General features: G+C 60.2%; 12 protein-coding genes. 1 reads left to right on the top strand and 11 read right to left on the bottom strand.

The features are described from left to right. Positions 1–14: 14 nt before the first annotated feature. Genes CRO18_RS09485 through CRO18_RS09475 form a run of 3 tightly spaced genes read right to left on the bottom strand, consistent with a single transcriptional unit; the run spans position 15 to position 2,385 of the window. Positions 15–953, bottom strand: coding sequence for an OmpA family protein (locus CRO18_RS09485; RefSeq protein ID WP_097081960.1), 939 nt, complete (start codon positions 951–953; stop codon positions 15–17). After that, positions 950–1,660, bottom strand: a complete 711-nt coding sequence (locus tag CRO18_RS09480; protein WP_097081959.1) for a GNAT family N-acetyltransferase — start codon at positions 1,658–1,660, stop codon at positions 950–952. The genes CRO18_RS09485 and CRO18_RS09480 overlap by 4 nt, the downstream gene beginning before the upstream one ends. Next, a complete protein-coding gene (locus CRO18_RS09475; protein ID WP_097081958.1) occupies positions 1,657–2,385 on the bottom strand; it encodes a molybdopterin-binding protein in 729 nt (242 codons plus the stop codon). Before CRO18_RS09475 ends, CRO18_RS09480 begins: the two co-directional genes overlap by 4 nt. A gap of 112 nt (positions 2,386–2,497) precedes the next feature. On the opposite strand from CRO18_RS09475, the gene map reads away from it, so the two are divergent. Continuing rightward, a complete protein-coding gene (gene map, locus CRO18_RS09470; protein ID WP_076484470.1) occupies positions 2,498–3,307 on the top strand; it encodes a type I methionyl aminopeptidase in 810 nt (269 codons plus the stop codon). A 50-nt stretch (positions 3,308–3,357) separates the two neighbouring features. Here the strand turns inward: map and CRO18_RS09465 are convergent, their stop codons facing one another. From CRO18_RS09465 to CRO18_RS09430, 8 genes are all read right to left on the bottom strand, one after another. After that, positions 3,358–4,578, bottom strand: a complete 1,221-nt coding sequence (locus CRO18_RS09465; protein WP_097081957.1) for a phenylacetate--CoA ligase family protein — start codon at positions 4,576–4,578, stop codon at positions 3,358–3,360. Between the two features lie 77 nt (positions 4,579–4,655). Next, positions 4,656–5,483, bottom strand: a complete 828-nt coding sequence (locus tag CRO18_RS09460; RefSeq protein WP_076484472.1) for an ABC transporter ATP-binding protein — start codon at positions 5,481–5,483, stop codon at positions 4,656–4,658. Positions 5,484–5,541: 58 nt separating this feature from the next. After that, positions 5,542–6,828, bottom strand: a complete 1,287-nt coding sequence (locus CRO18_RS09455) for an ABC transporter substrate-binding protein (protein WP_076484473.1) — start codon at positions 6,826–6,828, stop codon at positions 5,542–5,544. A gap of 64 nt (positions 6,829–6,892) precedes the next feature. Next, positions 6,893–7,969, bottom strand: a complete 1,077-nt coding sequence (locus tag CRO18_RS09450; RefSeq protein ID WP_076484474.1) for a branched-chain amino acid ABC transporter permease — start codon at positions 7,967–7,969, stop codon at positions 6,893–6,895. Positions 7,970–8,018: 49 nt separating this feature from the next. Beyond that, positions 8,019–8,204, bottom strand: a complete 186-nt coding sequence (locus CRO18_RS09445) for a hypothetical protein (protein ID WP_076484475.1) — start codon at positions 8,202–8,204, stop codon at positions 8,019–8,021. Between the two features lie 165 nt (positions 8,205–8,369). Then, a complete protein-coding gene (locus CRO18_RS09440; RefSeq protein ID WP_076484476.1) occupies positions 8,370–9,356 on the bottom strand; it encodes a branched-chain amino acid ABC transporter permease in 987 nt (328 codons plus the stop codon). Further along, entirely contained in the window at positions 9,349–10,167 is an 819-nt protein-coding gene (locus tag CRO18_RS09435; RefSeq protein ID WP_097081956.1) for an ABC transporter ATP-binding protein, read from the bottom strand. The genes CRO18_RS09440 and CRO18_RS09435 overlap by 8 nt, the downstream gene beginning before the upstream one ends. Beyond that, positions 10,164–12,329: an AMP-binding protein gene (locus CRO18_RS09430; RefSeq protein WP_097081955.1), complete on the bottom strand. Its 2,166-nt coding sequence runs from the start codon at positions 12,327–12,329 to the stop codon at positions 10,164–10,166. The genes CRO18_RS09435 and CRO18_RS09430 overlap by 4 nt, the downstream gene beginning before the upstream one ends. Positions 12,330–12,471 lie beyond the last annotated feature (142 nt).

Here is a 12,471-nt window from a genome sequence, read left to right as displayed (position 1 = left end):
TCCGCCCGGCGCTGTTACTTGGGGGTCGAGGCCAATACGGCTTCGACCCTTCTGTTTTGCTCGCGCCCCTCTGGGGTCAGGTTCGACGCACGCGGGGCGAGCCAGCCCGCGCCTTCGGCGCTCAGTTGTGCCGGGCTAACCCCATGCACCGAAATCAGCCGTTGCCGCACAGCCTCGGCGCGACGTTTTGAAAGCGCGATATTGCCCGCAAGCGAGCCGGAATTGTCCGTGTGCCCAACCAGCGCGACGCGCGCATCAGGGTGCATCGCCAGATAATCGGCCAGCGAAGCGAGCGTTTCGTAGCTGTTATTGCCGAGCGCAGCTGCCCCGCTTTCAAAAACCAGATCATCCAGCGGGACCGCGCCTTCGGCCTCAAGCAAGGTGCCAAGATCGCTTGTCTGTTCCGCTTGTGGCTGCGGGGAGGGTTGCGGTGCGGCCAAGGGGGTTGCGGGCACCGGTGCGGCCACTTCCTGCAAGGTGAAATTGGTCAAATGCACGAACCCGGATTCGGAGGAGCGGGAGACCGTTAGCGCCAACCAATCATCGCCCCGGCGCGCGGCCAAATAGCGAAAATCGCCCAAATCGACATGCATTTCGGGTTCGGGCAACAGATCGAGCGCGTAGCGGAAATCAAAGCCGCCACAGGCATCCGTCTCGCATTCATAGACCACGGCATAGCCCGCCGCTTCGATCTGTGCGCGCAGGGGTGCAAAGATCTGAAGCGAGGTTTCTTGATTGCCGCGCAACCGCCAAGCCCGATCGGTGCGGCTGCCCTCAAGGTGCTGGCTTGCAAGCGAATCTTCCTGCCAAGGCCCGATGCGCATTTCATAAGAGGTTCCGGCGGCGGCGCGCTCGGCAGAAACCATCGCGCCTTGCGGCAAGGTGAGTTGCAGTGGCGCGGCCACCGCAGGCGCAGCAAGGCAAATCAGGGGCAGGGCGAGCCAGCGTTTCATGCGATGACCTCGCGGCGGTAATGGTAGGAACAGGTCTCCACCATGCCCAAGGCACGGTAAAGCGCATTGGCGGGGGCATTGGCGCGGGTCACGACAAGGGCGAGCGTTTCGGCCCCTTGCTCGGCGGCCCAACGGGTGGCCTCGGCCATCATGGCGCGGGCAAGGCCGTGGCGGCGGAAGCTCGGCAGAACCGAAAGCGCGTGCACCATTGCGACGCCTTCATGGATCGCAACGAACCCTGCCCCGGCGGCGCGGTCTTGCTTGCGGCCCAGCACAACCGCTTTAGGGCCGGTTGCTCGCGCCATCACCGCTTGGCGTTCTGGGCCGATGCTGGTTTCGTCCCATACCTCGCGCGCAATTGCCAAGGGGGGCCAATGGGCAAAGGCGGTTACGGGTGGCACGTCTTGCGGCAATTGCGCAAGGGGCGCGGAATAGATCACCACCGGGTCAAAAAGCTCATAGCCCCGTGCCTCTAGGGCCGCATCCAGCGCAGTATCTTCAGGGCGCAGCATGAATTTGGGTTGCTGGCCAAGGGCGCGGTGCGCAGCCTCCGCTGCCGCGATATCGGCTTGATCAAAGTCTGCCTCAAGGCTCGCGCAGCTGACCCGCGATCCGCCCCCTAACCCTTCGCGGATCACGAACCCCCCAGCCCGGCGAGCAGAGGCCGCGGGCCAAGTGGCATCTATGACCGCGAAAAGATCGGTCATTGCCCCTCCGGGAAATTGGCTTGAAGCGCGGTATAGGCCGCCGCGAGCGCGGCTTCATCAGTGGCGCGGGCCACAAGATTGGTGCCGTAACGGCCATCAGTCACGAATGGGTAGGAGCCAAAAGACACCTCTGGGTGGTCCGCCGCCAGTTGCCGCAACGCATCTGCAATAGCGGCTTCGGCCACCATCAACTGCCAATTACGGCTGATCAGCGGCTTGCCACCCGCGAGGCGCGGCACCAGCCCCGCCACCATCGATTGGAAAATATTAGGCACCCCCGCCATCACATGGCAGTTTTCCACGCTAAAGCCCGGCGCGCCGGAAACGGGGTTGTCGATCAACGCTGCGCCATCGGGAATGCGCGCCATGCGCAAACGCGCCTCGGTAAATTCCACCCCGCGCGCGGCATAATGCGCGGCCAAAATCGCGCGCGCATCTTCGCGCACGCCAATTTGGCGGCCAAAAGCCTCGGCTACTGCATCGGCAGTTATGTCATCATGCGTCGGCCCAATCCCGCCTGAGGTGAACAGATGATCATGCGCGCCCGCCAATTCGCGCACGGCGGCGATGATGGTTTGCGCATCGTCTGAAATGACCCGGATTTGACGCAGGTCGATGCCGTGTTGCACCAGCACCCCCGCGAGGTGATGGGCGTTCCCTTCTCGGGTGCGCCCGGTCAGGATTTCATCGCCGATGATCAAAATAGCTGCGGTCGGGTTGGGCATGTGATCTCTCCTCGCGCATCGGTATAAGCGGCTGCGACGTTGCGGAAAAGCCCGGCTCTGGCCAAGCGGCGCGATTGTGACTATCTAGGGCCCACGAAGCAGGAGATGTGCAGTGACTGACGCCCAAGGACGCGTGACCAAAGACGGTATCCGGATTTACGATGTGGCGGAATATGAGGGGATGCAGGCGGCGGGCCATGTGGCGGCGCGCATCCTTGATGAAGTGGCACCCTTGGTGGTGCCCGGCGCGACCACGGCCGTTCTGGATGATTTCGTACGCAACCGGGTGGAAGAACTGGGCGCGACCTCGGCGACAATCGGCTATCGCGGCTATAAGCACGCGTCCTGCATTTCGGTGAACCATGTGGTGTGCCACGGCATTCCGGGCCCGAAGATCCTGAAAGACGGCGACATTCTCAACATCGACGTGACGGTGATTTTGGATGGCTGGTTTGGCGACACTTCGCGGATGTATGTGGCGGGCAACCTGTCGCGCAAAGCAGAACGCTTGATCCAAGTCACCCATGACGCGCTGATGATCGGCATTGAGCAAGTGAAGCCCGGCAATACCTTTGGCGATATTGGCTTTGCGATTCAGCGCTATGTCGAAGCGCAGCGGATGAGCGTGGTGCGCGATTTCTGCGGCCACGGCGTGGGCCGCGTGTTCCACGCCCCGCCGAACGTGCTGCACTATGGCCGCAAAGGTGCGGGCGCGGTGCTTGAAGAGGGCATGATCTTCACCATCGAGCCGATGGTGAACCTGGGTCGCCCCGAAACCAAAGTGCTATCGGATGATTGGACGGCGGTGACCCGTGATAAATCGCTGTCGGCGCAGTTTGAGCATTCGGTGGGCGTGACCGCCGATGGGGTGGAGATTTTTACCCTGTCCCCGGCGGATCGGTTCCACCCGACTTGGGGCTAAGATCGCCCCCAAACGTTAAAAATTAAACGGGCCGGGGCGATTGCTCCGGCTCAGTCGTATTTGCGCTGATCGTCGATCACCTTGCCATCGTTGGGCAGGCTGCCCGGCGCGACAAGCTCGATCTTGCCTTTCAGCTTCAGCGCCTCAACCACGCCTGCTGCGTAACGCTCCGGCTCGCAGGTTTCGGTCTCAACCTGCACTGTCATCGCATCCATCTCGCCTTCGCGCGTGGCAATGACGCGGGCGCGTTTGACTTCTGGGTGGGCGGCGACAAAGGCGGCCAGTTGTTCGGGGCGCACGAACATGCCCTTGATCTTGGTGGTTTGATCGGCGCGGCCCATCCAGCCTTTGATCCGCATATTGGTACGCCCGCAGGGCGAGACGCCGGGCAAAACCGCGCTCAAATCGCCGGTGGCAAACCGAATGAGCGGATAGCCTGGGTTGAGCGAGGTCACGACCACTTCGCCCACCTCTCCGGGCGCGACCGGGTCGCCGGTGCCGGGGCGGACGATTTCAACAATCACGCCCTCATCGACAATCATCCCCTCCATCGCCGGGCTTTCATAGGCGATATTGCCCAGATCGGCGGTGGCATAGCATTGCAGGCAGGAAATGCCGCGCTCGGCATATTCTGCGCGCAGGCTCGGGAAGAGCGCGCCACCCCCTACCGCCGCGCGGGTGATGGCGAGGCGCTCGCCCATTTCGGTGGCTTTATCCAAGATCACCTTCAAATAATCGGGCGTGCCCGCATAAACCGTGGTGCCCACATCAACCGCCGCGCGCACCTGTAACTCGGTCTGCCCGGTGCCTGCGGGCAGCACCGCCGCACCCACGGCCCGCGCGCCGGATTCAAAGATCATCCCCGCCGGGGTCAGGTGATAGCCAAAGCAGTTTTGCACGATGTCGCCCTTGCCCACGCCCGCAGCATGCAAGAACCGCCCCATCCGCCACCAATCGGCGCTGGTGTCGCCGGGTTCATAAATCGGACCGGGGCTTTGGAAGATATGCGCAAAGGCGTGGGCGGGCTTGGTTGTCATGCCGCCAAAGGGCGCTGCCGCTTTTTGCGCCGCGCCAAGGTCTGACTTGCGCAGCACGGGCAGGGTGGCGAGCGCCTCAAGGCTGGTGATCTGCGCCGCCTCAACGGCCCCGAGATGTGCGGCAAGGCCGGGTGAAGATAGCGCGCGTGAAACCGCCAAAGGCAGCGCCTGCGCCAAGGCCGCCGCACGGGCATCAGCAGAGCGGGTTTCCAGATCGTCATAGTAACGGCTCATGGGTGGGCCTTTCGCTGCGGTCAGGGGTTTCTGCGCTGCAAAATGCTGCGCAGCAATTTAATGTATACAGAGGGTTATCAGGCCAACCAGCGTTTGCGGCGGCGGTAGCTGCGCACGTCGCGGAAGCTTTTTCGGCCATCATCGGACATGCCCAGATAGAACTCTTTCACATCCGGGTTTTCGCGCAATTGTTTGGCGGGGCCATCCATCACCACGCGACCACTTTCCAAGATATAGCCGTAATGTGCATAGCGCAGCGCGACGTTGGTGTTTTGCTCGGCCAATAGGAAGGTCACGCCTTCACCCTCGTTCACGGCTTTGACGATCTCAAAGATCTGTTCCACCAATTGCGGAGCAAGGCCCATTGAGGGTTCATCCAGCAAAATCGTTTCGGGCCGCGACATCAGCGCCCGGCCCATCGCCACCATCTGTTGCTCGCCGCCGGAAGTATAACCCGCTTGGGATTTGCGGCGCTCTTTCAGGCGGGGGAAATAGCTATAGACCATTTCGAGGTCTTTCATCACCTCGGCGCGGCCATCTGTGCGGGTATAGGCGCCCGTGAGCAGGTTTTCTTCGACCGTGAGGTGCTCAAAACAATGCCGCCCCTCCATCACCTGAATCACGCCTTTGCGCACCAGATCGGCGGGAGACATATCTTGCACCCGCTCGCCGCGGTAGACGATGGCGCCTTTCGTGACCTCGCCTCGTTCAGAGCGCAGAAGGTTCGAGATCGCCTTAAGGGTCGTTGTCTTGCCTGCGCCATTGCCGCCCAAAAGCGCGGTGATGCCACCTTTCGGCACCGATAGGCTGACGCCTTTCAGAACCAAGATCACGTGGTTGTAGATCACCTCGATATTGTTCACTTCCAAAAGCGTATCGGCTTCGGTCTTGGCGGCGTCGAGCATGGCAGTCTCCCTATGCGGAGCCCCCGGCCCGTAAGCCGGGGGCATTGGCGTGAGTGGCTTAGTTGCAGCGGGGCGTGATGCCCGATTCTGCCGCGAAGGCCGCCGAATCTTCGGCAATCAACGGGTCCAGAACGTCGGCGTCAGAGGTGATCCAGTCAGAGACCGCGCTCCATTTCTTGGTGCTCGAATCCCATTGCAAGATCATCGCCGAGCCGGGGCCGCCGTGGTCGGCGCAGGTGGCGTGGATTTCCTGCGCGAAGCCCGGCAGGCCCAGTTCCGTCAGGCGTTCTTGCGTGAGGTTAAGGTTTTCAAACCCTTCGCGCACCTCTTCCGGGGTCACCGCCGAATGGCCCGCCATTTCTTGCGCGGTGCGGATCGCTTCCGAGATGATCATCGCCGCATACATGCCGCGCGAGTAAAGCACGTTGCCAAGGTTATCGCCCGCGCCCGCCGCTTTGCCGGGGTCGAAGACATATTGCTTCAGGTCGGCATAGATCGGGAATTCGTCACCGACGCCGTGGAAGCTGATCGACTTATAGCCCATCGCTTTGTCGCCCGCGGGGCCAACGTCGTTTTCAGAACCCGACCACCAGACACCGATGAAGTTTTCCATCGGGAAGCGGATGTTGACGGCTTCTTGGATCGCGACTTGGTTCATCACGCCCCAGCCCCACATCAGCACGTAATCGGGCTTGTCGCGGCGGATTTGCAGCCACTGCGATTTTTGCTCTTGGCCCGGCGGGTCAACCGGCAGCAGGCTCAGTTCGAAACCGTGTTTCTTGGCCAGTTCCTCGAGCGTGCGGATCGGTTCTTTGCCATAGGCCGAGTTGTGATAGACGAGCGCGATTTTCTTGCCCGAAAGATCGCCGCCGCTTTGATCGAGCAGGTATTTCACCGCGACCGAAGCGCCATCCCAATAGTTGGCCGGGTAGTTGAAGACCCATTCAAACACAGAGCCATTCGCCGCCGAGGTGCGCCCGTAGCCGGGGGTGTAAAGCACATGGTGGTCAGCAGTGACTTTGGGGATCAGCTGGTAGGTGATCCCGGTCGAAAGCGGGTTATAGGCAAGCGCCGCTTGGCCCTTGGTGCCCTCATAGCATTCGACACCTTTTTCGGTGTTATAGGCGGTTTCGCATTCGGGCACCGCGACCATCTCGCCGCCAATGCCGCCATCGCGCTCATTAAGCAGCGTGAAGTAATCGGCAAAGCCATCGGCATAAGGGATGCCGTTGGCGGCATAAGACCCGGTGCGGTAGCTCAGGTTCGGCACCGTCAGATCCGCCAATGCGGGGGCCGCGGTGGCCACAAGGGCCGCAGCCGCGAGTGCAGCAAAGCTCTTTTTCATACGTTCTTCCTCCCAGTGACGTATTGTTCTTGTCAGCCGGTTGCCCGGGTCTTGCGCCGGCCCCTCAGTGCGGGAAGGGCCAGAGTCTCAGTTTTTCTTTGGCGATGCGCCACAGCTGGGCGAGCCCATGCGGTTCGACGATCAAGAAGATCACGATCAAGGCGCCAACGATCATCAGTTCCAGATGCGCGGCCACATCGGTGGGCCAGCCCAAGGCCCCCACAAGCACGTTCTTGAGGAATACCGGCAGAAGCACCAGAAATGCCGCCCCGGCAAAGGAGCCAAAGATCGAGCCCAAGCCGCCGATGATCACCATGAAGAGCACCAAGAACGACTTGTTGATGCCGAAGGATTCGCCCACTTCCGCCGCGCCAAGGTAGACGGAGAACAACAGCGCCCCGGCGATGCCGATGAAAAAGGATGAGACCGCAAAGGCTGTGACCTTGGCCGAAAGCGGGTTCACGCCAATGATCTCTGCGGCGATGTCCATGTCACGAATGGCCATCCATTTGCGCCCCACGGTGCCGCGTGTCAGGTTGCGCGCCATCAGGGCAACGAGCGTGAGGATCACAAGGCAAAACAGATATTTCGCGACGGCTGAGGTTTGCGCCCCGGTGATGTAGATGCCAAACATCGTGCGGTCCGGCGCGGTGATCTGGCCCGAGGCTGAGTAGTTGTAAAACCACGGCACTTTGTTGAAGAGCCAGACCAAGAAGAACTGCGCGGCAAGCGTCGCCACGGCCAGATAGAACCCCTTAATCCGCAGGCTCGGCAGACCAAAAAGCACACCCACAAAAGCCGTCACGCCGCCCGCCAGAATGACATGGAAGAAGAACGGCACTTCAGGAAAGGTGGTCATCAGTTTGTAGACCGCATAGGCCCCCACCGCCATGAAACCGCCGGTGCCCAAGCTCACCTGCCCGGCATAGCCGACCAGAATGTTGAGCCCAATCGCCGCGATTGCATAGATCAGGAAGGGCACGAAGACCGCGTTCGCCCAGTAGTCATCAATGAAGAAGGGCACCACGGCATAGGCAACGATCAACGCTGCGAAATAGCCCATACGGTCCAGCCGGATCGGAAAGGTCTGGCTGTCGGCCCGGTAGCTTGTCTTGAAATCACCTGCTTCGCGGTAAAACATCAGCCTCTCCCCCGTTTTGTGACACGGGGAAGGGCCGATGCGCTCCCCGTCAGCAGCCGCGCTTGATCCGCATCCAGGACCAGATCCCGGCTCCGGCGCCCATGGCGGCAAACATGATGTTGATGGTTCTTATCAGCGCCGGTTCTTCCGGCGGGGCAGCCAGGGCGATCCAACCAAAGGTCAGGGCCGCCAGCCAGCCGATGGTGAAGGCGATGGAACAGGTTTTCAGCGTCATTGCGAAGAGGCCTCCCTACCTCTTGCGCAGCCACGATATGAGGCTGCGCGTGATGCAACCTTCCTTTCGTGCGCGCCGCCTCTCCCTGACGGGGCGCAGGTTTGACAGGATGTCGCAGCCCGGCCCAGCAATCAACTGGTTTTTCAACTTGCGCGTGCAGCATCGTCACACCCTCTCGATGATCTTCTCGCCGAACAGGCCCTGTGGCCGGAACACGAGGAAGATCAGCGCCAGCACATAGGCGAACCAATTCTCGGTCGCGCCGCCAATCAGCGGGCCAATCCAGAACTCAAAAAGCTTCTCGCCCATGCCGATGATCAGCCCGCCCACAATGGCGCCCGGGATCGAGGTGAAGCCGCCCAGCATCAGCACCGGCAGTGCCTTGAGCGCAATGAGCGAAAGCGAGAATTGCACGCCCGATTTGGAGCCCCACATGATGCCTGCCACCAGCGCCACAAAGCCCGCGATCGACCACACCAAGATCCAGATGAAGCGCAGCGAAATGCCAACAGAAAGCGCGGCTTGGTGGTCATCGGCCACAGCACGCAGCGCGCGGCCCTGTTTGGAATATTGGCTGAAGATCGTCAGCGCGGTCACCAAAAGCACGGCGACAAGCGTGGCTACAAGATCGAGATTGTCGATAAAGAAGCCGTAGCCGAACAGGTCGCCCGTTACGGTTTCAATCGTTTCGTTGATGCCTTGCGGCAGGCCGACATCAAGCGTTTTGATATCGGCGCCCCACATCACATCGCCAAAGCCTTCGAGGAAATAGGCGAGCCCGATGGTGGCCATGAAAAGGATGATCGGCGCTTGGTTCACAAGGTGTTTGAGCACCAACTTCTCGATGATGATTGCCATGATCACCATCACCCCGGCCGTCAGCAAAATCGCTAAAAGCGCAGGCACTTGCCACGGGAAGCTTTCCAGATGGCCGCCGGTCATGGCGTTGATCAGATGCGCAAACGGCACTTGGCCTTTTTGAATGCCGACGAGCGTGAGCGCTGCGAAAAGAGCCAGCACCCCTTGGGCATAGTTGAACACGCCAGAAGATTTGTAGATCAACACGAACCCAAGCGCGACGAGCGAATACATCACCCCGGTCATCAACCCATTCAGCGCCGTTTCGGTGGCGTAAAGCAGCTGGTCAGTCATGGGCCACCCCCAGATAGGCGTCGATCACGTCTTGGTTGTTGCGCACTTCATCGGGCGGGCCGTCACCAATTTTGCGGCCGTAATCCATCACCACCACGCGGTCGGACAAATCCATCACCACGCCCATATCGTGTTCGATCAAAACTGTGGTGGTGCCAAACTCGTCGTTCACATCGAGAATAAAGCGGCACATGTCTTCTTTTTCTTCGACGTTCATGCCCGCCATCGGCTCGTCCAAAAGCAAGATCTTGGGTTCTGCGGCCAAGGCGCGGGCGAGTTCCACCCGCTTCTTAAGGCCATAGGGCAGGCGGCCTACAGGCGTTTTCCGAATGTTCTGAATTTCAAGGAAGTCGATGATCTTTTCGACTTTTTCGCGGTGCTCATCTTCTTCCGTCGCTGCGCTGCCCCACCACATCGCTTGGCTGAGCAGGCCCGATTTCATCAGCGTCAGCCGCCCGGTCATGATGTTGTCGAGCACGGACATGCCGTCGAAAAGTGCAATGTTTTGGAAGGTGCGGGCAATGCCGAGCCGGGCCACCTGATAGGGGCGCATCGCGGGGCGTTTTTGGCCGTGAAACCAAACCTCGCCCTCGGTCGGCACGTAAAAGCCAGAGATCACATTGAGCATCGAGCTTTTGCCCGCGCCGTTCGGTCCGATGATGGCGCGAATTTCGCCCTCGCGGATGTCAAAGCTGATGTCTTTGATCGCCACAACGCCGCCAAAGCGCAGGGTGATGTTTTTCAACTCCATCAACACGCCGCCGATCTGGCGACCATCGGGGGTGGTGTAGCCTTCGACCATATCCTTCATTCCGCAGCCTCCCGGTGAGCGTGCGCCTCGGGCGCAACGGTGGCGTCTTCAATCCGCAAAGTGGCTTTGATCGCCCCTTTGCGCCCGTCTTCGTAGGTGACCTCGGTCTCGGTGTAGATGCTGGTTGAGCCGTCATAGAGCGCGCCAATCAAATCGGCGAATTTCTCGGCAATCACGTTGCGGCGCACCTTACGGGTCCGGGTCATTTCGCCGTCATCGGCATCCAACTCTTTGTGCAGCACCAAGAAGCGGTGGATTTGGCAGCCCGACAGCATCGGGTCTTGGGCCACGCTCGCATTCACCTCGTTGATATGCTCGCGGATCATTTCATAGACGCGCGGATGCCCCGCCAATTCCTGGTAGCTGGCATAGGCGATGTTGTTCCGCTCGGCCCAGTTCCCCACCGCCGTCAGGTCAATGTTGATAAAGGCGGTGCAGCGGTCACGGTCCGCGCCAAAGACCACGGCCTCAAGGATGTTGGGGTAGAACTTGAGCTTGTTTTCCACATATTTGGGCGCAAACAGCCGACCATCAGCCATTTTGCCCACGTCTTTGGCGCGGTCGATGATGCGCAGATGTCCGGTGCCTTCTTCAAAAAAGCCCGCGTCACCCGTCGCCACCCAGCCTTCGGCATCTTTGGTCGAGGCCGTGCTTTCTGGGTTGTTGTAATATTCCACAAAGGTGCCGGGGCTACGGTAGAACACCTCGCCATTGTCGGCAATTTTAACCTCAACGCCGGGGCTTGGCACGCCCACCGTATCGGCGCGCACTTGCCCATCGGGTTGCTGAGTGATGAAGACAGAGGCTTCGGTCTGCCCGTAAAGCTGCTTTAGGTTGATGCCGAGCGAGCGGTAAAACTCAAAAATCTCGGGCCCGATTGCTTCGCCCGCCGTATAGGCCACGCGAATCCGGCTTAGCCCCAGCGTATTTTTCAGCGGCGCGTAAATCGTCACATCGCCGGTGCGATAGTTGAAGTAATCGCGCAAGGGTTGCGGGTAGATGTTGAGCAAAGGCCCTTTGGCTTTGAAATATTTGCGATGCTCCATCGGGTGGCGCAGCCGCACAATGGCAAGCCGAACCGCGTTTTCCACCATCGTTTCAAAGGCAAAGCCGATCCCCATCGAGAAGCGATAGGCCCAACGGAAACGCCGCCGCAATGTGGGCTTGGAGCGTTTCACCCGATAGCGCGGCATCCCGAACTCTTCGCCGGTGCCTTTGGCATATTCCATGAAATGCTTGAACAGCCCGTGCTTGAGATCGCCCGCATCTTCCATGCGGATCATCACATTGGTCAGCATGGTTTCAAAAATGCGCGGCGGGGCAAAGAAATAGGTCGGCCCGATCTCGCGCAGGTCGGTCATCATCGTTTCGGGGCTTTCAGGGCAGTTGACGCAAAAGCCCGCCACCATCGCTTGGCCGATCGAGAAGATGAAATCTCCCACCCATGCCATCGGCAGATAGGCGAGCACATCTTCATCGGGGCCAAGGTGGTCAAAGGCGGCTGAGTTCTTCGCCGTTTCGATGATATTGCGGTTGGAAAGCACCACGCCTTTGGGCTTGCCGGTGGTGCCAGAGGTGTAAAGCATCACGCAGGTGCTGTCATAATCCAGCTCGGCCACGCGCTTTTCAATCTCGCCCTCATAGCGGAAATGGCCCGCTTTGCCCTCGGCGATAATGTCATCAAGCGCGTTCATGCGGGAATGGTCGTATTTCCGCATCCCGCGCTTGTCGGTGTACATAACATGTTGAATGTGGTGGATGCGGTCTTCGACCTCGACGACCTTATCGACCTGTTCTTGATCGCCGCAAACCACGAACCGCGCGCCGCAATGCTCGAGCACATAGGCCATCTCTTCGGCCACGGCGTCTTGATAAAGCGGCACCGGCACCGCGCCACACATTTGCGCGGCCACCATGGCCCAGTAATGCGCCGGGCGGTTGCGGCCGATGATGGCGATGTGATCGCCCCGTTCCACGCCAAGGCTCAAAAAGCCCATCGCCATGGCCCGAATTTCATCGGCCGCTTCCGCCCAAGTCCAGCTTTGCCAGATGCCGAATTCCTTTTCGCGGTAGGCCGGACGGGACCCGAACCTTTCGACGTTGCGCGCCAATAGCGCAGGAATCGACTGCGCGGATTGCTCCGCAGCACCATGATCTGCCATTTTTCCTCCCTCGCGCCGCTGAACCGGCGTCTGACCGGATGGCTCTCCCCTTCCATCCAGCATGGGGAGAGGTTCGGGGGTAAAGTTTTCGGGACTTTTGCCCAATCCTTACGAATTCTTACCGCACGGCGGAGGGACTTTG

Origin of the sequence: Rhodobacter sp. JA431 (genome assembly GCF_900217725.1) — a bacterium.
GTDB lineage: Bacteria > Pseudomonadota > Alphaproteobacteria > Rhodobacterales > Rhodobacteraceae > Rhodobacter > Rhodobacter aestuarii.
The sequence above is the reverse complement of the archived record's forward strand: the minus strand, read 5'-3'. Positions and strand labels throughout refer to the sequence as shown.

Excerpts from the sequence above, each read along its gene's own strand:
- CRO18_RS09435 (WP_097081956.1), bottom strand. The coding sequence starts at position 10,167 with ATGAAGGATATGGTCGAAGGCTACACCACCCCCGATGGTCGCCAGATC.
- CRO18_RS09445 (WP_076484475.1), bottom strand. The coding sequence starts at position 8,204 with ATGACGCTGAAAACCTGTTCCATCGCCTTCACCATCGGCTGGCTGGCG.
- CRO18_RS09430 (WP_097081955.1), bottom strand. The coding sequence starts at position 12,329 with ATGGCAGATCATGGTGCTGCGGAGCAATCCGCGCAGTCGATTCCTGCG.
- CRO18_RS09455 (WP_076484473.1), bottom strand. The coding sequence starts at position 6,828 with ATGAAAAAGAGCTTTGCTGCACTCGCGGCTGCGGCCCTTGTGGCCACC.
- CRO18_RS09440 (WP_076484476.1), bottom strand. The coding sequence starts at position 9,356 with ATGACTGACCAGCTGCTTTACGCCACCGAAACGGCGCTGAATGGGTTG.
- CRO18_RS09475 (WP_097081958.1), bottom strand. The coding sequence starts at position 2,385 with ATGCCCAACCCGACCGCAGCTATTTTGATCATCGGCGATGAAATCCTG.
- CRO18_RS09450 (WP_076484474.1), bottom strand. The coding sequence starts at position 7,969 with ATGTTTTACCGCGAAGCAGGTGATTTCAAGACAAGCTACCGGGCCGAC.
- CRO18_RS09485 (WP_097081960.1), bottom strand. The coding sequence starts at position 953 with ATGAAACGCTGGCTCGCCCTGCCCCTGATTTGCCTTGCTGCGCCTGCG.
- CRO18_RS09465 (WP_097081957.1), bottom strand. The coding sequence starts at position 4,578 with ATGAGCCGTTACTATGACGATCTGGAAACCCGCTCTGCTGATGCCCGT.
- CRO18_RS09460 (WP_076484472.1), bottom strand. The coding sequence starts at position 5,483 with ATGCTCGACGCCGCCAAGACCGAAGCCGATACGCTTTTGGAAGTGAAC.
- CRO18_RS09480 (WP_097081959.1), bottom strand. The coding sequence starts at position 1,660 with ATGACCGATCTTTTCGCGGTCATAGATGCCACTTGGCCCGCGGCCTCT.